The 24,051-nt window shown below is 70.3% G+C and carries 21 protein-coding genes; 15 read left to right on the top strand and 6 right to left on the bottom strand.

Annotation, left to right across the window (positions count from 1 at the left end; translation table 11 throughout):
- Positions 1–39 precede the first annotated feature (39 nt).
- Genes IG08_RS0118155 through IG08_RS0118175 form a run of 5 tightly spaced genes read left to right on the top strand, consistent with a single transcriptional unit; the run spans position 40 to position 4,781 of the window.
- Positions 40–1,053 (top strand): substrate-binding domain-containing protein, encoded by a 1,014-nt coding sequence (locus IG08_RS0118155; RefSeq protein ID WP_030603017.1) that lies wholly within the window; start codon positions 40–42, stop codon positions 1,051–1,053.
- 58 nt (positions 1,054–1,111) lie between these two features.
- Positions 1,112–3,427, top strand: a complete 2,316-nt coding sequence (locus tag IG08_RS0118160) for a sensor histidine kinase (protein ID WP_030603020.1) — start codon at positions 1,112–1,114, stop codon at positions 3,425–3,427.
- Positions 3,428–3,438: 11 nt separating this feature from the next.
- Positions 3,439–3,861: a roadblock/LC7 domain-containing protein gene (locus tag IG08_RS0118165; RefSeq protein WP_030603024.1), complete on the top strand. Its 423-nt coding sequence runs from the start codon at positions 3,439–3,441 to the stop codon at positions 3,859–3,861.
- Between the two features lies 1 nt (position 3,862).
- Positions 3,863–4,222 carry a DUF742 domain-containing protein gene (locus IG08_RS0118170; protein WP_030603027.1) on the top strand — a complete coding sequence of 120 codons (360 nt, stop codon included), beginning with the start codon at positions 3,863–3,865 and terminating at the stop codon, positions 4,220–4,222.
- The gene (locus IG08_RS0118175) at positions 4,209–4,781 is read left to right on the top strand and encodes a GTP-binding protein (RefSeq protein ID WP_030603030.1); all 573 of its coding nucleotides are present in this window, start codon (positions 4,209–4,211) and stop codon (positions 4,779–4,781) included. The genes IG08_RS0118170 and IG08_RS0118175 overlap by 14 nt, the downstream gene beginning before the upstream one ends.
- A 100-nt stretch (positions 4,782–4,881) precedes the next feature.
- Here the strand turns inward: IG08_RS0118175 and IG08_RS0118180 are convergent, their stop codons facing one another.
- Entirely contained in the window at positions 4,882–6,384 is a 1,503-nt protein-coding gene (locus IG08_RS0118180) for a M81 family metallopeptidase (protein ID WP_030603032.1), read from the bottom strand.
- 32 nt (positions 6,385–6,416) lie between these two features.
- Positions 6,417–7,613 carry an ROK family transcriptional regulator gene (locus IG08_RS0118185; RefSeq protein WP_030603035.1) on the bottom strand — a complete coding sequence of 399 codons (1,197 nt, stop codon included), beginning with the start codon at positions 7,611–7,613 and terminating at the stop codon, positions 6,417–6,419.
- 174 nt (positions 7,614–7,787) lie between these two features.
- Between IG08_RS0118185 and IG08_RS0118190 the strand changes: the two genes are divergently transcribed.
- The 6 genes from IG08_RS0118190 to IG08_RS0118215 all read left to right on the top strand — a co-directional run bounded on the left by IG08_RS0118190 (position 7,788) and on the right by IG08_RS0118215 (position 15,468).
- Complete coding sequence (locus IG08_RS0118190; protein ID WP_030603038.1) at positions 7,788–9,530, top strand: peptide ABC transporter substrate-binding protein; 1,743 nt, start codon at positions 7,788–7,790, stop codon at positions 9,528–9,530.
- Positions 9,531–10,490 (top strand): ABC transporter permease, encoded by a 960-nt coding sequence (locus IG08_RS0118195; protein WP_030603041.1) that lies wholly within the window; start codon positions 9,531–9,533, stop codon positions 10,488–10,490.
- Between the two features lie 56 nt (positions 10,491–10,546).
- Complete coding sequence (locus tag IG08_RS0118200) at positions 10,547–11,371, top strand: ABC transporter permease (protein ID WP_078655643.1); 825 nt, start codon at positions 10,547–10,549, stop codon at positions 11,369–11,371.
- Entirely contained in the window at positions 11,368–12,987 is a 1,620-nt protein-coding gene (locus IG08_RS0118205; RefSeq protein ID WP_030603046.1) for a dipeptide ABC transporter ATP-binding protein, read from the top strand. The genes IG08_RS0118200 and IG08_RS0118205 overlap by 4 nt, the downstream gene beginning before the upstream one ends.
- A gap of 5 nt (positions 12,988–12,992) precedes the next feature.
- Positions 12,993–13,955, top strand: a complete 963-nt coding sequence (locus tag IG08_RS0118210; protein ID WP_043454562.1) for an ROK family protein — start codon at positions 12,993–12,995, stop codon at positions 13,953–13,955.
- A 166-nt stretch (positions 13,956–14,121) separates the two neighbouring features.
- Positions 14,122–15,468 carry a glycoside hydrolase family 43 protein gene (locus IG08_RS0118215; protein WP_052424769.1) on the top strand — a complete coding sequence of 449 codons (1,347 nt, stop codon included), beginning with the start codon at positions 14,122–14,124 and terminating at the stop codon, positions 15,466–15,468.
- Between the two features lie 129 nt (positions 15,469–15,597).
- On the opposite strand, the gene IG08_RS0118220 is transcribed toward IG08_RS0118215, so the two are convergent.
- The gene (locus IG08_RS0118220; protein WP_030603053.1) at positions 15,598–16,554 is read right to left on the bottom strand and encodes an ABC transporter substrate-binding protein; all 957 of its coding nucleotides are present in this window, start codon (positions 16,552–16,554) and stop codon (positions 15,598–15,600) included.
- Between the two features lie 330 nt (positions 16,555–16,884).
- Between IG08_RS0118220 and IG08_RS0118225 the strand changes: the two genes are divergently transcribed.
- Genes IG08_RS0118225 through IG08_RS0118240 form a run of 4 tightly spaced genes read left to right on the top strand, consistent with a single transcriptional unit; the run spans position 16,885 to position 21,147 of the window.
- The gene (locus IG08_RS0118225) at positions 16,885–19,596 is read left to right on the top strand and encodes an ATP-binding protein (protein ID WP_030603055.1); all 2,712 of its coding nucleotides are present in this window, start codon (positions 16,885–16,887) and stop codon (positions 19,594–19,596) included.
- Positions 19,593–20,072, top strand: a complete 480-nt coding sequence (locus IG08_RS0118230; protein WP_030603057.1) for a roadblock/LC7 domain-containing protein — start codon at positions 19,593–19,595, stop codon at positions 20,070–20,072. The genes IG08_RS0118225 and IG08_RS0118230 overlap by 4 nt, the downstream gene beginning before the upstream one ends.
- Before the next feature lie 39 nt (positions 20,073–20,111).
- The gene (locus IG08_RS0118235) at positions 20,112–20,558 is read left to right on the top strand and encodes a DUF742 domain-containing protein (protein ID WP_030603061.1); all 447 of its coding nucleotides are present in this window, start codon (positions 20,112–20,114) and stop codon (positions 20,556–20,558) included.
- A complete protein-coding gene (locus IG08_RS0118240) occupies positions 20,545–21,147 on the top strand; it encodes a GTP-binding protein (protein WP_030603064.1) in 603 nt (200 codons plus the stop codon). Before IG08_RS0118235 ends, IG08_RS0118240 begins: the two co-directional genes overlap by 14 nt.
- 95 nt (positions 21,148–21,242) lie before the next feature.
- Here the strand turns inward: IG08_RS0118240 and IG08_RS0118245 are convergent, their stop codons facing one another.
- Genes IG08_RS0118245 through IG08_RS0118255 form a run of 3 tightly spaced genes read right to left on the bottom strand, consistent with a single transcriptional unit; the run spans position 21,243 to position 23,706 of the window.
- On the bottom strand, positions 21,243–21,911 hold the full coding sequence (locus IG08_RS0118245; protein WP_030603067.1) for an ABC transporter permease: 669 nt from the start codon (positions 21,909–21,911) through the stop codon (positions 21,243–21,245).
- Positions 21,908–22,579: an ABC transporter permease gene (locus IG08_RS0118250; protein ID WP_030603069.1), complete on the bottom strand. Its 672-nt coding sequence runs from the start codon at positions 22,577–22,579 to the stop codon at positions 21,908–21,910. Before IG08_RS0118250 ends, IG08_RS0118245 begins: the two co-directional genes overlap by 4 nt.
- Positions 22,576–23,706, bottom strand: coding sequence for an ABC transporter ATP-binding protein (locus IG08_RS0118255; protein WP_078655641.1), 1,131 nt, complete (start codon positions 23,704–23,706; stop codon positions 22,576–22,578). Before IG08_RS0118255 ends, IG08_RS0118250 begins: the two co-directional genes overlap by 4 nt.
- Positions 23,707–24,051: the final 345 nt, after the last annotated feature.

The following is a 24,051-nucleotide window of genomic DNA, read 5'->3' on the forward strand; positions in this document are numbered from 1 at the left end:
GTTCCACTTGCTCGGCCGCACAGCGAGGTGCCGCACTCCATGAACACTCCTCCCCCACCTCAGGCCTCCCTCGGATTCCCGCGCCTCGCGGCGCTGACCGCCGTCGCGTTCCTGCTCGTCGCCGGCTGCTCCGGCTCCGGCGACACGCAGCTCGACTCGGGCACGGACGCGGCGGGCAAGGCGGGCAGCGGTGACCTCAAGGTCGCTCTGATCACCCACGGCGGCAAGGGCGACGCCTTCTGGGATCTCGTGCAGAAGGGCGCCCGGGCCGCCGCCGCGAAGGACGGCATCGAGCTGACGTACGCGAGCGACTCCGACCCCGTCAAGCAGGCGGAGCTGGTGCGCGACGCGGTCGGTGACGGGGTCGACGGCATCGCGGTGACCCTGGCCAAGCCGCAGGCGATGAAGGGCCCGGTCGCCGCGGCCAGGGCGGCCGGGATACCCGTGGTCGGCCTCAACTCCGGTATCGACGCCTGGAAGTCCCAGGGTCTGCTGGAGTACTTCGGCCAGGACGAGAGCGTCGCCGGCGCGGCCGTCGGGGACAAGCTGAACGACCTCAAGGCCAAGCACGCCCTGTGCGTCGTCCACGAGCGGGGCAACGTCGCCCTGGAGGCCCGCTGCGCCGGCCTGACGAAGGCGTTCCACGGCGAGGCCGAGAACCTCTACGTCGAGGGCACCGACACGGAGGCGGTGGACGCAGCCCTCACGGCACAGCTCCGCCAGGACCCGAGCATCGACGAAGTCGTCACGCTGAACGCCCAGTTCGCGCTGGACGCGGTCAAGTCGGTGAAGGAGGCGGGCAGCGAGGCCCGGATCGCCACCTTCGACCTCAACAAGGACCTGGTCAAGGCCGTGCAGAGCGGGGACGTGCAGTTCGCGGTGGACCAGCAGCCGTATCTGCAGGGCTACCTCGCGGTGGACGCGCTCTGGCTGTACAAGACCAACGGCAACCTCAGCGGGGGCGGCGTGGCCCCCGTGCTCACCGGGCCGGCGTTCGTCACGAAGACGAACGTCGCGGCGGTCGCGAAGTTCGCCGCCGCCGGAACCCGTTGACCCGCTCTCCCCTCCGCGCTGAGCTCCCCGCTCCTCGCTGACCGCCCAAGGACCGACCATGTCTCCACGGAAAGGCGCCCGGCGCCGCCGCCTCGGCCCCATACGTCTCTCCCTCATCCTCCTGGCGCTGGTGCCCAGCGTCACGCTCGCCGCGATGTGGAGTGTGACGACGATCCAGATGTTCTCGGAGGGCCTACGGCTGCGCTCACAGACGGAGTTGAGCAGGTCCACCGGGGCCATGGGCACCGACGCGACGCTCGCACTGCAGCGGGAACGCAGTCTGTCGGCCGTGCTGCTGGCCTCGCCCGACAGCTCCCGGACGGCCCTGGACGAACAGCGGAAACGTACCGACGAGGTGGTCGCCCAACTGGTCAGTCAGTCCGAGGCGATCAAGAAGGCCCCCGATCGGATCGGCGACCGGATGTACTCGGTCATCGCCGCGATGGGGAGCCTGGAGTACTACCGGAGCCAGGTGGACCACCGCACCAACATGACCGCCGACCAGGCGCTGGCCCAGTACACCTCGATCATCGACGACCAGATCCAGGCCTTCCAGGAGCTCTCCCAGGTGGACGACGGGGACCTCACCTCCCAGGCCGGGCCGCTCGTCGCCCTTGAGCGTTCGGCGGAGCTGGTCTCCCAGGAGGACGCCCAGCTGCACCTGTCCTGGCCGTCGGGGCAGCTCGACGAGAAGTCGTGGGACCAGTTCGCGCAGCTGGTCAACGTACGGCGCTGGCTCGTCCGGGACCAGCTCCAGCCCTCGCTGCGCGGCACGTTGCAGACACGGACCGAGCGGATTCTCGAGAGCTCGGAGTGGAAGACCCTGGAGCTCGTCGAGGACCAGGTGCTCGCGGCCCGGGCCAACGGCCTCACCGCTGACCGGGAGATCACCCTGCCGGACGCGCAGAAACAGTGGAACACCGCGCTGGACAAGCTCTCGGACCAGTACACGCAGCTGATCCACCAGGAGACGGCCGGACTGCTCGAACGCAGCGACGACAAGTCGCAGGGACTGCTGATCAAGGCGGCCTCGCTGAGCACCGGAGGGTTCGTCGCTCTGCTGGTGTGCGTGATCATGTCGTGGCGCATCACCCGCTCCCTCTCCCGGCGGCTGCGCGGACTGCGCATCGCCACCCTCAGCCTCGCGGAGGAGCGGCTGCCCGATGTCGTCGCACGGCTCGACCGCGGCGAGACGGTCGACGTGGAGTCCGCCACGCCCCCGCTGGACTACGGCCGGGACGAACTCGGGCAGGTGGCACAGGCGTTCAACACCGCGCAGCGCACGGCGGTCCACACCGCGGTGGAACTCGCCGACACCAGACGCGGCTTCCAGAAGGTGATCCTGGGCATCGCCCGGCAGAGCCAGAACCTGGTCAACCTCCAGCTCAGCAAGCTAGACGCGCTGGAACGCGAGCACCAGGACCCCGACATCCTCGCGGGCCTGTACGAACTGGACTCCACCGCCAGCCAGTTGCGCCGCTACGAGGAGAACCTCGTCATCATCAGCGGCGGGCAGCCACGGCGCAGCTGGAGCGATCCGGTCGCGCTGATCGACATCCTGCGCAGTGCGGTCGGCGAGGTAGCCGAGTACCAGCGGGTGGAGGTGCACACCGACGAGGAGGTGTGCGTCGCCCCGCCCGCGGTGGCGGACGTGATCCATCTGCTGGCCGAACTCATCGAGAACGCCACCGTGTACTCCCCCGAGCCCAGCCCCGTCGGGGTACGGGCCGGGATGGTGGCGAAGGGACTGGCCGTCGAGATCGAGGACCGGGGCCTCGGCATGTCCGAGGACGACTACGCCTCGTTCAACGTCCAGTTGGCCGAGCCCCCGAAGTTCGACGTGGTGGCGCTCGCCGACGACCTCCGGCTCGGCATGTTCGTCATCGCCCGGATCGCCAACCGGCACGGCATCGCCGTAACCTTGCGTTCCTCGCCGTACGGCGGGACCACGGCGATCGTGCTGATCCCGCACGAGATCGTGGTGAGCGAGGCCGCCGACACCGCGGCCCCGCAGAAGGCGGACACCCCACCCGCCCGGACGGCCCGGCCGCCCCTGCTCGCGCCGCGGACCGCCCCCGCTCCCGCGCCCCGGTCCAACGGACTGACCCCACTGCCCCGCCGGGTGCCGCAGACCAGCCTCGCCGTCGAGCTGCGGGAGGAGGCCACGCCCGAAGCCGAGGAGGACGCCGAGGACTTCACCGCGGAACTCGCGGCCTCCTCGCTCGCCGGATTCCAGCGCGGCACACTCCGGGCCCGGGACGAGGACGAAGAGACGCAGGACGAAGAGACGCAGGACGCTCAGACGCAGGACGACCCGCTCGATGTCCGGGAGGACCCGGCCGCCGCCCCGACTCCCCACACCGACCGCTCATGAAGGACACCGCCATGACACGCCCCACCCCCGCCACGGACACCCAGCTCGACCAGTTGCTCACCGGTCTGGTGGACCGGGTCGCCGACGTGAACCACGCCGTGGTGCTCTCCGAGGACGGGCTGGTCGTCAGCCGGTCCACCGGCTTCGTGCGCGACGACGCCGAACGGCTGGCGGCGACCGCGTCCGGGCTGATGAGCCTCAGCAAGGGCGTCAGCATGGACTTCCGCGGCGGTCCGGTGCGCCAGGCGCTCATCGAGATGGCCAACAGCTTCCTGATCCTGACCTCGGCGGGCCCCGGCGCCCATCTCGTCGTCCTCACCGGTCCGGGCGCGGACGTCGGTGTGGTGGCGTACCAGATGAACATGCTGGTGAAGAAGATCGGCGAGCATCTCAGCGCGGCACCGCGGGCCGGCATCGGCCCCACCGGCGAGTGAGGTGAGCGAAAGCGACGGGGCGGGCCGCTTGGTGCGGCCCTTCGCCCTGACCGGTGGACGGACCCGGCCCAGCCGTGCGGACTTCACCCTGATCACCACGGTGACCGCGGTGGATCCGCCGCCGGAGCGGGCGCCCCGGCCGCAGCCGGAGCAGGCGCGGATCCTACGGCGGTGCGTACGGCCGCTCGCCGTGGCGGAGCTGGCGGCCCTGCTCGACCTGCCGGTGAGCGTGGTCGTGATCATGCTCTGCGACCTGCTGGAGGCGGGCCTGATCACCGCCCGTCCGCCGCACCCCGTCTCGACCCGCACCACGGACCTGGACCTGCTGCAGAAAGTGAGGGACGGCCTTGGCCGGCTCTGAGACTCCCGCCGCACCCGACACCGTCAAGATCCTGATCGCCGGGGGCTTCGGCGTCGGCAAGACCACGATGGTGGGGTCGGTCAGCGAGATCATGCCGCTGCGCACCGAGGAATCGCTGACCGTCGCCGGCCTGGGCGTCGACGACCTCGCCGGGATCGAGCAGAAGCGGGCCACCACCGTGGCCCTGGACTTCGGCCGGATCACCATCAACGACCACCTGGTGCTGTACCTGTTCGGTACGCCGGGGCAGCAGCGGTTCTGGTTCATGTGGAACGACCTGGCCGTGGGCGCGCTGGGCGCGGTGGTCCTGTTCGACGTGCGTCGGCCGGACTCCAGTTTCGCTGCCGTGGACTTCTTCGAGCGTCGGGGCATTCCGTTCGTCGTCGGGGTCAACGGGTTCGACGGGAAGCATCCGTATCCGGCCGAGGACATCCGGGACGCGCTGGCCCTTCCGGCGGATGTGCCGGTGGTGCTGTGCGATGCGCGTGACCGTGAGTCGAGCAAGGACGTACTGATCGCCCTGCTGGACCTGTTGATCGCGTCCGCGGCTCGGAGCTGAGTGCTCCGCCGGTCATGTGGTTCGTTCACCGCGGGCCCGGTGGGGGCTGGTCACGCAGTTCCCCGCGCCCCTTCAGGGGCGCTGTGCCGCGCCGGGGTTCTCACTCGTCCGGCCCCCTGAGCGGTTCGTTCGACGGGGCGATGATGCGCGCCGTGAGGTCCGGGTCGGGCATGTCCCGGTCGAAGGGGAACATCGGGCGGCGGATGCGGCGGTGGCCGAGTCTCGGCAGGTCCTGGTCCACGCCGCCCGGGGTCAGTGCCATCTTCCAGTCGGCGGCCATCGCGAACAGCTCGGGCTCCAGATAGCCGATCTTGACGAGGACGACGTCGGCCGCGCGCGGGTCCAACTCGAGGTCGGTGAAGTCGTGTTCGAAGTGGTACGGCTTCCTCCGCCGGGTGAGGATCACGTGCACGCTCCCCACCCGCAGCACGGCCTCGGTGCCCGCGTGCCGGTCGCCGTGCCGGAGCGCGTGGACCACGCCGGTCAGGGTGAGCGGTCCGGCGTGGCGGTCGTCGACCTCGGCGCCCGCGGTGACGGTGACCGTGGCACCGACGCCGGCCTTCACCGCCGTATCGACCGCTGCCGGGCCCGGGAGCGAGGCGTAGATGACCGTGGGCCCGTCGGGGTCCTTGAACTCCGGTCGGGCGACGACCTGTTGGAGCCCCCAGGTGACGTCCCCGGCGCCGCCCGCCGTCGGGTTGTCGCCGGTGTCACTGACGAAGTACGGGCGTTCCGCGGAGGCCAGTGCCGCGTCCAGGCACTCGTCCAGGGTGCCCGTGGGCGCGACGAAGTCGAAGTCGTGGCGGGCCTTCCAGAAGCCGCGGGCCAGCCGCTCCGCCCCCGCGGTGACCGCCTCCTCGTCGTGTCCCGTGACGACGACGGCGGCCCGGTTGCGGGGTTCGTCAGCCCACGCGTAGCCGACCCAGATCGCCGCGTCGGTGACGCCGTCCGCCGCCGCCACCTCGTCGACGGCCGCGTACACGCTCCTCGCGGGTTCGATCCGGGTGGAGGTCTGCTCGCCGCCCAGCAGGACCGGAACCGGGATCCACGCCTTGACCGGGCGGGGTGCGCCGCTCGCCAGGTGGTCCACGAGGTTGCGGGCCGCCCGTTCCTTCGTCTCCATGACGTCCTCGTGCGGGGCCGTGCGGTAGCAGGTGATCAGGTCGCTCCGGTGGGCGAGTTCACGGGAGACGTTGCCGTGCAGGTCCATCGAGGCCGACACGATGACGTCGGGGCCGACCACCTCGCGGATGCGGTGGAGGAGTTCGGCCTCGGCGTCGTCCAGGCCCTCGACGGTCATGGCGCCGTGGATGTCGTACCAGAGACCGTCGATCGTCCCCAACTGCCCCAACCGGTCGAGGAGTTCCTCGGTGAGTTCGGCGTACGCGGTGGCCGTCACCGTGCCACCGGGGAGCGACTTGCCGACCAACGCGCCGCGCCAGTCGGCCGCTTCGCGCAGGGGCTGCCCCGGGGCGAGGAAGGGGTAGCGGGTCAGGACGTCCGCGCCGCGCTGCGGGTGGAAGGCGGGGACCTCGGTGCGGGCCGGGGAGAAGGTCGAGGACTCGATGCCGAGGCCGGCGACGGCGATGACGGGGCGGGACATGGTTCCTCCGGATTCGGAACGGACTGCCGGGTTCACGACTGGCCTCCGGTGACCGCCCGCATCGCCAGCGCCAGCGCCCGCTGCAGTGCGAACTGGCCCGCGCCGACGAGCCCGGCGTCGGCGCCGAGGCCGGCCCGTTCGATGACGAGGTGTTGGGTGACCAGCGGATGGCAGCCCTCGTACAGCTGGCTGCGCACGGCGGCGACGAACGGCTCCAACGTGGAGAGGATGCCGCCGAGGTACACGGCGTCGGGGTTGAAGAAGTTGACGTTCGCGGCGAGGACCTGGCCCAGGTAGCGGCCTGCCTGGCGGACGGCGTGGGTCGCCTCGGGGTCGGCGTCGACGGCGAGCCGTACGACGTCCTCGGTGGACGTGACGTCGAGGCCGCGCTCGCGCAGGATCCGTACGAGTGCGGCGCCGGAGGCCACGGTCTCCAGGCAGCCGGTGTTCCCGCAGGAGCACGGCGTGTCCTGGGCGGCCTCGACGCGGACGTGGGTGATCTCGCCGGCGGCGCCGGTCCCGCCCCGGTAGAGCCGCCCGTCGGCGATGACGCCCGCGCCGATCCCGGAGCCCGCCTTCACCATGATCGACTGGCGCTGCTCGGCGGGCCGGACGCTGTGCTCTCCCACGGCCATGCAGTTGGCGTCGTTCTCGATGGCCACCGGGACCGCGAACCGTTCCTCCAGCCAGTCCCGTACGGGGAACCGGTTCCAGCCGGGCATGCGCGCGGGCAGCGTCACCAGGCCCGGCTCGACATCGACCGGCCCCGGCAGGCACAGGCCGACACCGCGCAGCAGCTCCCGCCCGTGCCGGTCGGCCAGGGACTGGAGCGTCTCGGCGAGCCCGGGCAGCGCGGCCTCGGGCCCGTCGGCGGTCGCGAACGGCACGGTGGCGACGTCGGTGAGGCCGCCGCCGGGGTGGACGACGCCCACGTGGGCGTGTTTCCCGCCGAGTTCCGCGGCGACGGCGTACCCGTCGCTGCCGCCGAGCCGCAGCACCTTGCGCGGTCGCCCGCCGGTCGAGGACAGGGTGCCCTCCTCGGCGACCAGCCCGTGGGCCAGCAGCTGGCTCACCGCGAAGGAGACCGTCGAGGGGGCGGCGCCGAGCAGCGCGGCGAGTTCCGTACGGGTCGTCGCCTGCCCGGAGGCGAGGAGTTCGAGGACGCCCTCGGCGAGCGAGGAGAAGCCCGTGCCGTTTCGTCGCTGCAGCGGCGCACTTTTTTCAAGCATGGACGAAGTTACTCCCGAGATCGGCGGCCGGGGTGCCGAGCGTATGCCTCGGAAGGCGCTCTGCGCTTTTTCCAGAACAGCAGAAACAGGCTTTTTACAGCGGCACGCCTGTTTCTTCCAACACTCGGGGCGTTCACTGGCTGCACCCCGCTTCTGTTCCCCTCGAGGAGAGCCATGTCCCCTGCTCGCACGAGACTCGTCGCCGGTGCTGTCGTCTGTGCGGGCACGCTGCTGCTCGCGGGCTGCTCCGGGTCGGGCGGCACGTCGTCCGCGTCGAAGGACGCCATCAACTACGCGCTGCCCGCGAACTTCACGCCGAACTGGATCCTGCCGATCGGCACCGCCGCGCACCTGAACACCAACAACATCTCCATCGCGAACTCGCTGTGGGAGCCGCTCGTCGCCTACGACGGCTCGACCGGCAAGATCGCCTGGAACAAGGCGGGTTCGGTGGCCACGGCCGCCGACTTCGCGGCCGACGGCAAGAGCGTCAAGATCACCCTGGGCGACCGGCACTGGAGCGACGGGAAGCCGATCACCTCCGGTGACGTGAAGTTCTGGTTCGACCTCATCAAGGCGAACAAGGCGGAGTGGGCGGGCTACAACCCCGGCAAGGCGCCGGACAACTGGACGTCCTTCAAGACCGTCGACGACCGCCATTTCACGATCACCTTCGACAAGGCCTACAACTCCCAGTGGATGCTGGCGAACGAGCTGAGCCAGATCACCCCGCTGCCGCAGCATGTCTGGGACAAGTCCGGTGACGCCAAGCAGGACTGGAAATACCTCAACGACGCCGCGAAGAACATCTCCGGTTACGCGACGAACACCCTCTGGAAGACCATCAGCGGCCCCTACGCGGTCAAGTCCTTCTCGAACGCCGGAAAGGTCGTCCTCACCGCCAACAAGAAATACGACGGGGGCGAGAAGCCGGCCATCCCGACCGTGAACCTGCTCCCCTTCACCACCGCCGACGCCGAGAAGAACGCCCTGCGTTCCGGCAGCGTCGACTACGGCTACATCGAGGCGACCGACCTCGACCAGAAGGAGAGCTTCACCGCGCAGGGTTACGACGTGAAGCCGTGGTCGGGCTGGGCGATCACCTACATGCCGTACAACTTCAACAACCCGGCGATGGGCGCGGTGTTCAAGCAGCTGTACGCCCGCCAGGCCGTCCAGCGCTCGATCGACCAGACCAGTCTGGCGAAGGTCGTCTTCAACGGGACGGCGGTGGCCGGCTACGGGCCGATCCCGCAGGGGCAGGCCTCGGACTTCGTGTCGTCCGTGCAGAAGAACAACCCGTATCCGTTCTCGACCTCGGCCGCCCGCGAGCTGCTGACCAGCCACGGCTGGACCGAGCAGGGCGGGGTGATGACCTGCACCGAACCCGCTGAATGCGGTGAAGGCGTCGCCAAGGGAACGAAGTTCGAGATGCAGGTGCTCTCGCAGTCCGGCTCGACGGTGACCGACAACATGATGAGCGCGATCCAGTCCTCGCTCGCGAAGACGGGGATCAAGTTCTCCATCAAGACCGCGCCCGTCAACTCCGTGCTGTCGCAGACCCCGCAGTGCACCTCCGGCCAGTCCATCTGCAAGTGGCAGTTGTCCTTCTTCGGTACGGCGGGCAGCTGGTACTTCAACGCCTTCCCGACCGGCGACTCGCTCTTCCAGTCCAAGGGCGGTGCGAACTTCGGCAACTACTCCAACACCGACGTCGACAAGCTCATCTCCGCGTCCACGACGTCGAGTTCGAACCAGGCGATCCAGGACTACAGCGCGGCCCTCGCCAAGGATCTGCCGGTGATCTGGCTGCCGGAGCCCGACTACCAGATCTCGGTCGTCAAGAACGGCCTCGGCGGCTTCTCCCAGGACTCCCTCGCCAACTTCCACCCCGCGCAGTGGAAGTGGACCAGCTGAGTGGACACCCTCCTCTACCTCGGCCGACGGATCCTCCAGGCCCTGGCCGTGATCCTCATCGTCACGGTCGTGGTGTTCTGCCTGCTGCACGCGCTGCCCGGGGGGCCCGCACGCGGGATCCTCGGCCCGCAGGCGACGCCCCAGCAGATCACCGCGTTCAACCACGAGCAGGGGCTGGACCGCTCGCTGCCCGTCCAGTACGCCTACTACCTGGGCGATCTGGTGCGAGGTGACCTCGGTACCTCGTACACGCTCAACGAGGCGGTCTCACGGCTCATCGAGCAACGCCTGCCGAAGACGCTGGTGCTGACCGTGCTGTCCGCGCTGGTCGGGCTGCTGCTCGCGGTGCCGCTCGGGATGTGGCAGGCGGTGCGGCGCAACAAGCCGACGGATTACGTCATCACCACGCTGAGCTTCGTGGCGTACTCGACGCCCGTGTACTTCCTGGGCCTTCTACTGATCCTGCTGTTCACGCAGACCCTGCGGTGGTTTCCCTCGCAGGCGCCCCAAGGGGACACGCTGGCCCAGGTGTTGGCGGACCCGGCCGGGCTGGTGCTGCCGGTCGTCACGGGGGCCGCGTCGATGGTGGCCGTGTTCAGCCGGTACATGCGGGCGGCGACCTTGGAGAACCTCTCCGAGGACTATGTGCGGACCGCTCGCGCGGGGGGTGCGTCGCAGTACACGGTTCTCTTTCGGCACGTGTTCCGTAACTCCCTGACCCCGGTCGTGGCGATGCTCGGCTACTACGTGCCGGTGCTCTTCGGAGGTGCGCTGGTCGTTGAGCAGCTCTTCAACTACCCCGGCATGGGGCTGCTGTTCTGGTCTGCGGCGCAGGCCTCCGACTATCCGGTGCTGCTGGGGTGTGTCCTCGTCATTTCCGTCGCGACGGTTGTGGGGACCTTGCTTGCGGATGTCGTTCAGCGGGTTGTCGATCCTCGGGTGAAGGAGGGGCGGGCGTGACCGGTCGTGTTGAAGCTGCGGGTCGGTGGGGGCTTGTCGCGCAGTTCCCCGCGCCCCTGAAAGCGCGCTTCGCGCGCAACAAGCTTGCAGTCGCCGGGGTTCTGGTCGTGCTGTTCTTCCTCTTGTTCTGCTTCGTCGGGCCCTTGGTGTACTCCACCGACCAGACCCACACCGACCTCACCCAGGTCAACCTCGCACCCAGCGGCGCCCATTGGCTCGGAACGGACGCCGTCGGGCACGACCAGCTCGGGCGGCTCATGTACGGCGGGCAGATCTCGCTGCTCGTCGGGCTCGCGGCCGGGGTCCTCGCGACCGTCATCGGGACCTTGTGGGGTGCGGTCGCGGGGTATGCGGGCGGCTGGGTGGACGCGGTGATGATGCGGGTCGTGGACGCCGGGATCGCGATCCCCGCGCTGTTCATCCTGCTGGTCGTCTCCGCGATCACGACTCCGGGCACGCTCGGGCTGATCGTCGTGCTCGGTCTGGTGTCGTGGCTGGTGCCGTCCCGGCTGGTGCGGGCGGAGACGCTCACGCTCAAGAACCGGGACTACGTGCTGACGCTGCGCGCGACCGGCGGCACGCACGGCCGGGCCGTCCGCCGGCACATCCTGCCCAACTCGGTGTCGACGATCGTCGTCGCGGCCACCTTCCAGGTCGCCGACGCGATCCTGCTCATCGCGTACGTGTCGTATCTGGGCCTCGGCGTCCAGCCGCCGAAGACCGACTGGGGCGGCATGCTGTCGGCCGGTCTGACGGCCGCGTACTCCGGGCGCTGGTGGCTGATCGTTCCGCCCGGCCTCGCGATCATCCTCGTCGTCTGCGCGTTCAACGCGATCGGCGACGGGCTGCGCGACGCCTTCGACGTGAAGGGACGCGCATGAACATCCTGGAGATCGCCGATCTGGGCGTGACCTTCTCGACCGAGACGGGTGACGTGCCCGCCGTGCGCGGGGTGTCGCTGCACGTCCGGCCCGGTGAGACGCTCGCGCTGGTCGGCGAGTCCGGGTCCGGGAAGTCGACGGTGGCGCTCGCCGCGATGGGGCTGCTGCCGGGCAGCGCGCGGGCCTCCGGGCGGGTGACGGTCAACGGCACGGAGGTGGTCGGGGCGTCGGAGAGTTCACTCGCCCGGCTGCGTGGCCGTACGGCGTCGATGGTCTTCCAGGAGCCGGCCACCGCGCTCGATCCGCTGACCCGGGTCGGAGCCCAGATCGCGGAGGTCATCCGCAACCACCGTCCCGTCCCGCGTGCGGAGGCCGCCCGTGAGGCGGTCGAACTCCTGCGCCGCGTCGGCATTCCCGAGCCGGAGCGGCGAGCGTCCGCGTTCCCGTTCCAGCTGTCGGGCGGGCAACGGCAGCGGGTCGTCATCGCCATGGCGATCGCCAACTCGCCGGGCCTGCTGATCGCGGACGAGCCGACCACCGCGCTCGACGTCACCGTGCAGGCCGAAATCCTCGATCTGCTACGGCGGTTGGCCGCCGACTCGGGAACCGGTGTGCTGCTGGTCACCCACAACATGGGGGTGGTCGCCGACTTCGCCGACCGGGTCGCGGTGATGCTGCGGGGCGAGGTGGTGGAGACCGGGCCGGTGGAGGAGGTGCTGTTGCGGCCGACGCACGAGTACACGCAGCGGTTGCTGGCTGCGGTGCCGCGGCTGAGGTTCAGTGGCGAGGACTCCGCTCCGGTGGAGGCGGCTCCCGTCGTCGAACTCCGGGATGTCGCTGTGCAGTTCGGGCGGGGCCCTCGTGCCGTGCGCGCCCTCGACGGTGTGTCCATCGAAGTCCGCCCCGGTGAGACCGTCGGCCTTGTGGGCGAGTCCGGGTCCGGCAAGTCCACGGCGGCCCGGGTCGCGCTGGGCCTGGTCCCGCCGGGCTCCGGGACGGTGTCGCTCTTCGGTACCGACCTCAGCCGGTCCCGGGGACGGGCGCGGCGGGCCCTGCTGTCCGGCGTGGGCGTGGTGCTCCAGGATCCGGTGGCCTCGCTGGACGCCCGGATGAGTGTGGCGGAGTGCGTCGCCGAGCCGCTGCGGGTGCACCGGCGAGGTATGCCGGCGGCCGAGCGGCGGAACCGGGTCGCGGAGACGCTCGAACTGGTGAGGCTGCCCCGGGAGTTGGCGGGGCGCGGGCCGCGCGAGCTGTCGGGAGGCCAGCGGCAGCGGGTGAGCCTCGCGCGGGCGCTGGTGCTGGAACCACGGCTGCTGGTCGCGGACGAGCCGACGAGCGCGCTCGACGTGAGTGTGCAGCGCACAGTGCTCGAAGTGATCGCCGAGCTGCAGCGCGAGCTCGGGTTCGCCTGCCTCTTCGTCTCCCACGACCTGGCCGTCGTGCAGGAGTTCGCGCAGCGGGTCGTCGTCATGCGGGCGGGGCGCGTCGAGGAACAGGGGCCGACCATGTCCACGCTGCTGCGTCCGGAGACCGAGTACACACGGCGGCTCATCGCGGCCGTGCCGGTGCCGGATCCGGTGGAGCAGCGGAAGCGGCGGACGGGGGTCACGGCGTGACGGGGGTGGTGGCGGGCGTCGACATCGGCGGCACGACCACTCAAGTCGCCCTGTGCCGCGACGACTTGAGCGTCGTCGACCGCCTGGAGGTGCCCACCCCGGCGGCTGCGGGCGGGGCGGCGATGGTCGGCGCCGCGCTGGACGCCGTACGACTGCTGCTCGACCGTACGGACGCACGGCTGCTCGGTGTCGGGGTCGGAGCGGCGGGCCTGGTGGACGCACGGGCCGGGCGGATCCTGGTCGCGAGCGACTCCTTTCGGGGCTGGGCCGGGTTCGCGGTGACGGCGACCGTCGAACGGGCCCTGGGCGTACCGGCGTTCCTGGACAACGACGTCAACGCGTTCCTGCGCGGCGAGGCGGCGGCCGGTGCCGTGGCGGGCGATCCGTATGTGCTCGGGATGACGCTCGGCACCGGGGTCGGCGGGGCGCTGTGGCTGGAAGGTGCGCTGTACGACGGCCCGCACGGTGCGGCGGGCGAGATCGGGCACGTGCCCGGCTTCGGTGACCTGCCCTGCACGTGTGGCGGGCGCGGGCATCTGGAGACGCTGGCGTCCGGGCGGGCGATCGCGGCGCGGTACGGGGAGCGCACCGGGCGGGACCTGAGCGCACGGGACGTGGCCGGGGCGGCGGGCGCGGGTGATCCGGACGCGCTCGCCGTGTACGAGGAGGCGGGAGCCGGGGTGGCCCGGGCGATGCTGGTCACCGCGGGCCTGCTGGACGTGACCACCTTCGTGATCGGCGGGGGCGTCAGCCGGTCCTGGGCGCTCGTCGAGCAGCCGATCCGGCGCACCCTGGCGGCCGAACCACCGGTCAGCGGCCACGAGTTGCGCGTCCTGCCGGCCGGGCTGGGCGGCGACGCGGTGGCGGTCGGGGCGGCGGCGCGGGCGCGGGCGGAGCTCGATCCACACGGGAGCTCCCCAGCGAGCGGCAGAGTGAACGACGAAAACCGGCCAAGCGCGACCGCGTGATTGACGCACACGCGTCACATCTCTACCTTCTGATCGACTTACCGAACTCCGTTCGAAATACCGGTCAACATGCCGGTCAATGGGCACCCCCGCACGCCCCCTGGAGCCGCACGTGAACGCCAGACCGCACCCCGTCCCTCCCCCCTCCCGCCGCTCGTTCCTCGGCATGGCCGCGACCGTCCCCCTCGCCGCCACCGGCGCCCTGGCCCTCGGGGCCGGCACCGCCCACGCCGCCGACTCGGCGTACGTCATGTGTTACTTCACCGAGTCGCCGACCATGCTGGCCGCCAACTACGGCCTGCACCTGGCCGTCAGCACCGACGGCCTGCAGTGGACCCCGCTCAACCAGAACGCCCCCGTCGCCACCCCGACCGCGGGCTCCCTCGGCCTGCGCGACCCCTTCATCCTGCGCAAGCAGGACGGCACGTTCGTGGTGCTCGCCACCGACCTGAACGGCACCGACTGGACCTACGTCAGCCAGTACCTCCACGTGTGGGACTCCACCGACCTGCGCAGCTTCACCGGCTACCGGCGGATGAAGGTGCACGACCTGGACACCCACGCCTGGGCGCCCGAGGCCTACTGGGACGCGAGCCGCGGTCAGTACGGCGTGATCTACTCGGCCGTCAACTCCAGCGGCCACAACGTGATCATGGTGAACTACACCAGCGACTTCGTGACCGCAGGCAGCCCCCAGGTCTTCTTCGACCCCGGCTACGACGTCATCGACGGCGACCTGGCCATCGGCGTGAACGGCGTCAACTACCTCTACTTCAAGAAGAACTCGACCCTGGTCGGCGCCCGCTCCTCGTCCCTGAACCCCGGCAGCTTCACCGAGTTCAGCACCGCGGTCTCGCACAACGGCACCGAGGCCCCGACCCTGGTCAAGTCCCTTGCCTCAAGCTCGACTTGGTATCTCTGGGGAGACACCTGGTCGCCGAACGGCGTCTTCTACGCCTGGCAGACCAGCAGCCTGGCCGCCGGCACCTGGACGGCCCTCGACCAGAAGACCTACACCCAGCCGCTCAACTCCAAGCACTGCGGCATCCAACCGATCACGTCGACGCAGTACAACAACCTGATCGCCAAGTGGGGCACCCCCGGCTGGAACCGGCTGAAGTCCTACAACTACCCGGCCCGCTACGTCCGCCACTCCAACTACGTCGGCCGGATCGACGAGTACGCCTTCGACCCGTACACCGACTCCCAGTGGAAGCTGGTGCCGGGCCTCGCCGACTCCTCCGGTGTCTCGTTCCAGTCGGTCAGCCACCCGACCCGGTATCTGCGGCACTACAACTACGCGCTCCAGCTGGACGTGAACGACAGCACGTCGGCGTTCGCCGCGGACGCGACCTTCTACCGGACCGCGGGCCTCGCCGACGCGTCCTGGTCGTCGTTCCGGTCGTACAACAACCCGACCCGCTACATCCGGCACTCGAACTACGTCCTGCGCATCGACCCCGTCTCCACGACCACGGAGCAGCAGGACGCGACCTTCCACGTCGGGTACTGAGCCGCTGCGACCGCGCGAGAACCGGGAGCAGTTCGGCCGCTGACGCGACATCCGCCGTCAGCGGCCGGTCCTCCCTCCCGGACGGGAGCACCACGGTCGCCGTGCTGCTCCACGTCGGTCAGTTCTACGTCAGTCCAGACCCGCCGACTTCAGCCACGCCTTGGCGACGTCCAGCGGGTCCTTGCTCTCCAGCTGCACCTGGGAGTCCATGTCCAGCAGCGCCTTCGTGTCCAGCTTGGCGGAGACCGCGTTGAGCGCGGCGACGCCCTCCGAGGAGAGGCCGGACTTGTAGACCAGCGGGGTCACGTTCGCGAAGCCGAAGAGGTTCTTCGGGTCCTGGAGGACGACGAACTTCTCCTTGGTGATGGTCGGGTCCGTGGTGAAGAGGTCCGCGGCCTGCACCGTGTTCTTCTTCAGCGCCGCCTGGGTCAGCGGGCCGCCCGCGTCGAGGGCCTTGAAGGACTTGAACTCCACGCCGTACTCGGACTTGAGGCCGAGCAGACCCTGCTGCCGGGTCTGGAACTCGGGCGAACCGCCGATGACCAGGTCCGGGGCGGCGTCCTTGAGGTCCTCGATGGTGGACTCGGAGGTCAGGCCGTACTTCTCCGCGGTCGCCGCGTTGACCGTGACGGAGTCCTTGTCCTCGGCCGGCGCCGAGTCCAGGAGCGTCAGCTTCGCGTCGAGCTTGGTCTTGACGGCGGCGTCCACGGCCGCGGCCGACTCCTGGGCCGCGTCCTTGTCCAGGTAGGCCAGCAACGAGCCGTTGTACTCGGGCAGGACGGTGATGGAGCCGTTCTTCAGCAGGCCGTAGGTGGTCTCGCGGCTGCCGATGTTGGGCTTGTAGGTGACCTTGATGCCCTTGGCCTTGAGGGCCTCGCCGTAGATGTCGGCGATCAGGATGCTCTCGGCGAAGTTGTTGGAGCCGACGACGACCGTGCCGCTGTCGGCCTTGTCCCCGGCGAGCGGGTCGGAGCCGTCGTCGGAGGAGGAGCATCCCGCGAGCAGGGCCGTGGCGGCGGCGAGCGCGAGGGCGGCCACGCCGGGGTTCTTCCTGAGGGACCTGCGGTGTGCGGCGGTAGAAGTCACGATTCCCGTTCCGGAACTCAGGGGTTGCCGAGAAGATCTTGAGCTGCTGAGAAACTCTGGAACTGATCCAATCCAGCCAGTTCTCGGTCAGTCAAGAGCAGCCTGGTCACAATTGACTTCATTGCGTGGTCGGTTGTGAAAGTGAAGCGAAACCGGCGCGCCGGGCGCAAGCCAGGTTGTAACGGATTCTTGACTCAGGGTGGCGCGAACCCCTGTCCGAAGAGCCTGTAGTCTCGCCGAAGTTGGCGCCGGTCACAGTGGGGTGCGGGAGCCACTCAGGTGCCCTTGCGCACCATCCCGCACCGATCAGAAACGGTCAGAGGAGGCCAGGTGTCCACGAACACGGTGGGCGCTCCCGCGCAGCCGGCGCCGGCACCATCGCCGGTCCGAAGTGGGATACGGCGTTTCGCCGACCGCTGGCCCTTCCGGCGCAAGCTCAACATTCTGGTCGGCGTGCCGCTGGCCGTGCTCGCCGTGCTGCTGACCTACCTCTTCACCGACCAGATCGGTCAGTCCAACGACGCGGCGGACGCGGCCGATCTCGTCCGTGACAGCGCCGAGGTCGCGCAGCTCGTCGACCGGCTGGAGGCCGAGCACCAGCAGGCCGTCCTGCTCTCTGTGCGCCACCAGTCCAGCTGGGACGGCGGCACCCCCTCGCAGACCGCCTACCGGCACGCGCAGATCGCCGTGGACGACCAGGTCGAGAAGGTGCGTACGGCCTTCGGCGACCGGCTCCCGGACGAGGAGGCCCAGGCGCTGCGGGAGATCAACGGCCTGGAGGACCTGCGCAACACCGTCGAGCAGGACTATCTGCCCGCCGACAACATCGACCCGGCGTACACCGATGCCACCAAGGGTGTGATCGACGGCCTCGGGCTCGACCGCAACCCGGCTCTGGCAGCCACCTTCACCGGCAACCTGCTCGACTCGCTGCTGCGCGCCGACGCCGCCCACGGCTCCTTCGAGACCGGTGTCTTCTCCGCGACCACCGGCGACTCGAACGCCCTCATCGAGCTGATCGGCGCGATCGGCGCCTACGACGAGTACAAACATCAGGCCGAGCGCTTCTCCCGGTTCGCCACCGAGGACCAGGCGGACGAGCTCGGCGGGATCGAGTACAACTCCGCCCAGGCGACCATCGGCCGGCAGTACGCGGAGCTGCAGATCGACCCCAGCTCGCTCCAGGCGGGCTCCCGGGCCGAGATCCACAAGGCGTTCCAGCAGGCGCTGGACACCTATCCCACCTACCGCGACCAGGCCGCGGCCCGGCTGAAGATCACCACCTCCCTCATCGGCCAGATCGCGGACCGCGCCGACGCCGCCTCCGGCGACGCCCAGTCGAACGCCACCTGGCTGTTCAACGCCGCCCTGCTCGGCTTCGGCCTCTGGCTCGCCCTGTCGGTCGCGATCCGCCGCTCGGTGGTCCGCCCCGTGCAGGCCCTCACCAGTGCCGCCAGGCAGGTCGCCGAGGTCGCAGGCCGTGAGCTCGACCGCGTGGCCGACGACGACGCCGAGGACGCCGGCCCGCCCCGCCTCGAGGACATGCCGGTCACCGCGAAGGACGAGATCGGCGACCTCGCCGAGGTCTTCAACCAGGTGCAGACCACCGCGGTCGCGCTGCTGGAACGCCAGGTGCTCAGCCGGCGCAACGTCGCCGAGATGTTCGGCAACGTGGGCCGCCGCGTGAGCAACCTGACCACCCGGCAGCTGGCGCTGATCGACGCGGTGGAACGGGGCGAGACGGACCCGGCGCTCCTCGAACGCCTCTACTCCATCGACCACATCGCCGTGCGACTGCGTCGCAACGCCGACAGCCTGATGCTGCTCGCCGGCATCCGCGAGACCGTCCTCGACTCCGGTCCCCTCGCGCTCACCAACGTCGTACGGGCCTCGCTCGGCCAGATCGAGGGCTTCCAGCGGGTCGCGCTGCACGCCGGCACCGAGGTCATGGTGGAGCCCGACATCATCGGCGACCTCACGCTGATGGTGGCCGAACTCGTCGAGAACGCGGTGGCGTTCTCGCCCGTCGGCAGCCCCGTCGAGGTGACGGTCAAGGACAGCCACGAGGGCGCGCTGATCGTGGTCTCCGACCACGGTCTGGGCATGAGCGCGGAGCGGCTCGACGAGGAGAACTCCCGTCTGATCCGCCGCGAGCGGCTCGACCTGGTCCCGACGAAGGTGCTCGGCCTGTTCGTGGTCGGCACGCTGGCGCGCCGCTGGGAGGTGACCGTGATCCTGTCCCGCACCCCGGGAGGCGGTGTGACGGCCGAGGTGTCCATCCCGTCCTCGCTGCTGCTGACGATGAGCTCGGTGGGGGTCGCCGCCGGCGGTTCTGCGGCACGTTCGGGTTCGGATTCGGCTACGACGGCGGGCGCGGGGTCGGCAGCGACCGGCCCGGTGCCCGGAGCGGGCCCGGCGCGGTCGGCGAGGTCCGCGGAGGAGACGCCGGCAGCGCGGGCATCCGCCCCGGCCGACGACGAACCCGGGCCGCTCCCCCGCCGGTCACCCCGACACAACCCGGCCCCCGCCGATACACCTCTCATCCCGAACGCCCGGACCGGCGAGGCAACGGTGTCCGACCCGGCCGGAACAGGTGACGCGATGCCATCCGTGCGGACCGCATCCGGCGATGCCACGCCCTCCGCCCCGTCCGGGACCGGCGACGCACCCCCGGCCCCGGAAGGAGCCGCCGACTCCCGCCCCCTGCGGCGCCGGGTCCGCGGCGCCACCCTGCGGACGACCGTCGGCACCGACGCCGACCAGGCCGCTCGCCCCGCCGCCCCCCGGCCCGCCGACGCGGACGCCGTACGCGCCGCGCTCGACGAGTTCGAGGCGGCCGTGCAGCGCGCGCACCGCGACAGCGACACCGGCAGCCACCCAAGGCCCACGCTCCGCGAGAGCGAACCCGGGAACCATCCGAAGCCCGCCACCCGCGACAGCGCCCCCGGCACCGACGCCGAGGCCACGCCCCGCGAACCCCGACCCTCGACCAACCCCCCGCAAGACCAGAACCACCACTCCCCGGAAGGAGCGGAGCAGTGAGCACGTCGACGACAGGTGACACTCCGACGGGAGGCACCACGGCGGCCGAACTGCAGGCCGCCGCAGCCGACTTCACGTGGCTGTTGAATCGTTTCGCGACGGAGACGGCGGGCGTCGTCGACGCCATCGCCGTGTCCTCCGACGGGCTGCTGATCGCCGTGTCCGAGCTGCGTGAGCAGGCCGATTCCGAGCGGCTCGCGGCGATCGTCTCCGGCATCACGAGCCTGGCCGCCGGAGCCTCCGGCAACTACGGCCTCGGCGGCCTCAACAAGGTGATCATCGATCTGGAGGGCGGCCATGTGCTGGTCTCCGCGATCGGCAGCGGCGCCGTGCTCGGCGTGGTCACCGACAAGGAGGCCAAGCTCGGCAACATCGCCTACGAGATGACGCTGTTCGCCAACCGTGCGGGCAGCGCGCTCAGCCCGCAGCTCGTGCTGGAACTCAAGAACAGCGTCGGCGCCGCGTCGAAGCGCTGACCGGGCGCGCGGCCCGGCCTAGGAGGAAGACACACAGCCATGGCGGACGGCCGCACTCCCACCGGTGCAGGCGAGGACGGCACCACATCCCCGGGCCCGGACCCGGTCGGGCCCGTCGCCGCCGTACGGCCGTTCCTGGTGACCGCCGGCCGGGTGGCGCCCGGTCCGTCCGGCCGGACGATGCCCGTCGAGACCCAGGTGGTGGCCACCGCCGAGGGGCTCGCCGTGCTCGACCTGCTCTCCTTCGAACAGCACGACATCGTCGCCGCCTGCCGGCAGCCGCAGTCCATCGCGGAGATCGCCGCCCGGCTGCGGCTGCACCTGAACGTGGTCCGGGTCCTCGCCGAGGACCTGCGTACGGCAGGGCAGTTGACGGTGCACGTGCCCGACTCCGGCGTCACCCACGACGCGTCCGTCCTGCGCAGGGTCATCGACGGCCTGCGCGCCATCCCCGACTCCCGAGGGGTACTCCGTGACACCGACTGAACCGGCCACCCGGCCCTCGGCCGCCGAGGCTGCCGTCGTACGACCGCCGCTGCCGGTCAAGATGGTGATCGCGGGCGGATTCGGGGTGGGCAAGACCACCGCCGTCGGTTCGATCTCCGAGATCGAGCCGCTGACCACCGAGGCCGCCATCACCGAGGTCGCCGCGGGCGTGGACGACCTCAGCCACACCCCGCGCAAGACCACGACCACGGTCGCGATGGACTTCGGCTGCATCACCATCGACCCGACCCTGAAGCTGTACCTGTTCGGCACGCCGGGCCAGGAGCGGTTCGGGTTCATGTGGGACGACATCGTCGAGGGCGCGGTCGGCGGACTCGTCATCGTGGACACCCGCCGCCTCGACGACTGCTACGCCGCCGTCGACTACTTCGAGCACCGCCATATCCCGTTCGCGGTGGCCGTCAACGCCTTCGACGGCAAGGTCGAGCACACCCTGGAGGAGGTCCGCTGGGCCCTCGACGTCGCCGAGCGCACCCCGGTCGTGGTCTTCGACGCCCGAGAACGCGGTTCGGTGAGGGACGCGCTGCTGGTGGTACTGGAGCAGGCGCTGGCCCGTTCAGAGGCCTGACGCGCAACGCCCTCAGGGGCGCGGGGAACTGCGCGACCAGCCACGACGCCGCCGCAGCCGCCACACAACACCCCGCGGCACCCCGGAAGGCGCCCTCACCCAGACGCCCGCACCCCTCGCGACACCGTCAGCCGGGAAGCTGCCCAGAACACCGCGAGCGTCACCAAAGCCAGCACCGCGACGAGCGTCGCACCACCCACGACCTTCTCGTAGTTGCGCTGGTAGAGCCCATCCACGATGTAGCGACCAAGGCCGCCCAAAGAGACGTACGCGGCGATCGTGGCCGTCGAGACGATCTGGATGGCCGCCGAGCGCAGGCCGCCGAGGATCAGCGGGAGCGCCGCCGGGAGTTCGACCTGGAACAGCACCCCGGCCTCGCTCATGCCCATCCCCCGCGCGGCGTCCACCGGGGACGGGTCGACGGAGCGCATCGCCTCGTAGGTGGTGACCAGGATCGGCGGGACGGCGAGGACGACCAGTGGGGTCATCACGTTGACCAGGCCGAACCCGAACAGCAGGGTCATCAGCACCAGCAGTCCGAAGGTGGGCAGCGCGCGCCCGGCGGTGGCGATCAGGGAGAGGGCGTTCCCGCCGCGCCCGGTGTGACCGGTGACCAGGCCGACCGGCAGTCCGATCGCGGCGGCGAGGGCGAGCGCCTCCAGGGTGTACTGGATGTGCTCCGCGACCCGCGTGGGGATGCCGTCGTAGCCCTGCCAGTGGGCGTTGTCGCTGAAGAAGGCGTTGATGTAGTGGAGCCCGTTCACAGGGCCGCGGCCTCCTTGCGGTCACGCTTGCCACTCGGCATCCAGGGGGTCAGCAGGAGGCGTACGACCACCAGCGCGGCGTCGGCGAGGATCGCGAGGACGGCCATGGTGATGACGGCGTTCACCGCGAGTTCGGGCCGGTTGTAGATGTTCGCGTCGTTGAGCAGGTTGCCGAGGGCGCCCTGGTTGCCGATGAGGGTGCCGACGCTGACGAGGCTGATGCTCGACACGGTCGCCACCCGCAGCCCCGCGATGATGGCGGGCACGGCGATCGGCAACTGGACCTGGGCGTAACGCCGTACGGGTCCGAAGCCCATCGCGGTGGCCGCGGCCAGCGTCTCCTGCGGCACCGACCGCACACCGTCGACGATCGCCGGGACCAGGACCACGAGGGTGTAGACGGTGAGCGGGATCATCACCGTCAGCTCGGTCTGGCCGGTGTAGTCGATGAGGAACACGAAGAGCGCCAGGGACGGAATGGCGTACAGCACCGTCGTCACCCACAGCACCGGCGGGTACAACCAGCGGAACCGCACGCACAGTTGGGCGAGCGGCAGGGCGATCAGCAGACCGGCCAGGACCGGCAGCAGGGCCTCCCGCAGATGCAGCCCGATCAGACCGAGCCAGCTGTGCTGGAGATCGCTGGGGATGTCGAAGAAGCCGTTCATCCGGCGACCTTGCTGTCCGTACGGCCTTCCGCATGGGCCCCGCGGATCGCCTCGGCGATGGTCTGCTGCGAGACCACGCCGGCCACCCGGCCCTCGGCGTCCACGGCGACCGCCCAGCCGGTGGGCGAGAGGACGGCACAGTCGAGCGCGGCCCGCAGGGAGTCGGTACCGGCGACGAACGGCCGCCCGTACGACAGGAGTTGGCCCTTGTCCACGGACCCGGCGGTCAGGTCCTGCGGCTCGCTCCAGCCAAGCGGTTTGCCGTCCAGATCCGTGACGAGGAGGTAGGGGGCCTCGGCCGTGTCGCGGGCGGCGATCTGCTCGGCGGTGGCGTCGATCGCGACGACCGGAGCGGTGAGCAGCCCGAGTCCGGCGGAGGAGAAGAAGGACAGCCGCCGGATGCCGCGGTCCGCGCCGAGGAAGTCCTCGACGAACTCGTCGGCCGGGCTGGACAGCAGCTCCGCGGGCGGCGCGAACTGGGCGAGCCTGCCGCCGGTGCGCATCACGGCGACCATCGTGCCGATCTTGACGGCCTCGTCGATGTCGTGCGTGACGAAGACGATGGTCTTGCCCAACTCCTCCTGGATACGGAGGAGTTCGTCCTGCAGCCCCTTGCGGACGACGGGGTCGACGGCCGAGAACGGCTCGTCCATGAGCAGCACCGGCGGATCGGCGGCGAGCGCCCGCGCGACCCCGACCCGCTGCTGCTGACCGCCGGACAGCTGGTAGGGGTACCGCTTGGCGAGCGCGGCGTCGAGCCCGACCCGCTCCATCAGTTCCCGCGCCCGCTCGCGCGCCTTCTCCTTGCCCCAGCCCAGCATGCGCGGCACGGTCGCGATGTTGTCGACGATCGTGCGGTGCTGGAAGAGCCCGGCGTTCTGGATGACGTAACCCATGGACCGGCGCAGCGTGTTGACGGACTGCTGCTGGATGTCCTTGCCGTCGAGCAGGATGGTGCCCTCACTGGGCTCGACCATCCGGTTGATCATGCGCAGGGTCGTCGTCTTCCCGCAGCCCGACGGTCCGACGAGGACGGTGATCGAGCGGTCGGGTATGTCCAACGAGAGCCGGTCGACCGCCACCGTGCCGTCCGGGTACCGCTTGGTGACTGAATCTATCCGTATCAAAACGCCGAATACCCCTCGGGTCTGGCAGGAGTTGCCCGCTTGCGACCAGGCGAGTTCTGGTCGCGCGGCCGTTCGGCAGAGTGTAGACCGCTCGGATTACGGGGCCGAGGCGGGCGTTTCCCAGCAGCCCGGCAGGGCTTTGCCATGAGAAGCCTGTGAGTTCCCTGATTCTCATCCTTCGCTCAGCGAAGCCTCAGCGACCACCCAGACGCGGCCCGGATGGTCTGTCTCAACCACCGCTCGGAGACCTGGAGTACGTGTCATGACGACCCTCGCCCCGCCGCCCGCGGCGCCCGCCCAGGAACGCAGGCACCGGGCCGCGCCGCCCGCCCCGAGCAGCCGTGT

It is taken from the genome of Streptomyces fulvoviolaceus (genome assembly GCF_000718165.1).
GTDB classification, from domain to species: Bacteria; Actinomycetota; Actinomycetes; order Streptomycetales; family Streptomycetaceae; genus Streptomyces; species Streptomyces fulvoviolaceus.

Excerpts from the sequence above, each read along its gene's own strand:
- IG08_RS0118155 (WP_030603017.1), top strand. The coding sequence starts at position 40 with ATGAACACTCCTCCCCCACCTCAGGCCTCCCTCGGATTCCCGCGCCTC.
- IG08_RS0118160 (WP_030603020.1), top strand. The coding sequence starts at position 1,112 with ATGTCTCCACGGAAAGGCGCCCGGCGCCGCCGCCTCGGCCCCATACGT.
- IG08_RS0118165 (WP_030603024.1), top strand. The coding sequence starts at position 3,439 with ATGACACGCCCCACCCCCGCCACGGACACCCAGCTCGACCAGTTGCTC.
- IG08_RS0118180 (WP_030603032.1), bottom strand. The coding sequence starts at position 6,384 with ATGTCCCGCCCCGTCATCGCCGTCGCCGGCCTCGGCATCGAGTCCTCG.
- IG08_RS0118185 (WP_030603035.1), bottom strand. The coding sequence starts at position 7,613 with ATGCTTGAAAAAAGTGCGCCGCTGCAGCGACGAAACGGCACGGGCTTC.
- IG08_RS0118190 (WP_030603038.1), top strand. The coding sequence starts at position 7,788 with ATGTCCCCTGCTCGCACGAGACTCGTCGCCGGTGCTGTCGTCTGTGCG.
- IG08_RS0118205 (WP_030603046.1), top strand. The coding sequence starts at position 11,368 with ATGAACATCCTGGAGATCGCCGATCTGGGCGTGACCTTCTCGACCGAG.
- IG08_RS0118215 (WP_052424769.1), top strand. The coding sequence starts at position 14,122 with ATGGCCGCGACCGTCCCCCTCGCCGCCACCGGCGCCCTGGCCCTCGGG.
- IG08_RS0118235 (WP_030603061.1), top strand. The coding sequence starts at position 20,112 with ATGGCGGACGGCCGCACTCCCACCGGTGCAGGCGAGGACGGCACCACA.
- IG08_RS0118250 (WP_030603069.1), bottom strand. The coding sequence starts at position 22,579 with ATGAACGGCTTCTTCGACATCCCCAGCGATCTCCAGCACAGCTGGCTC.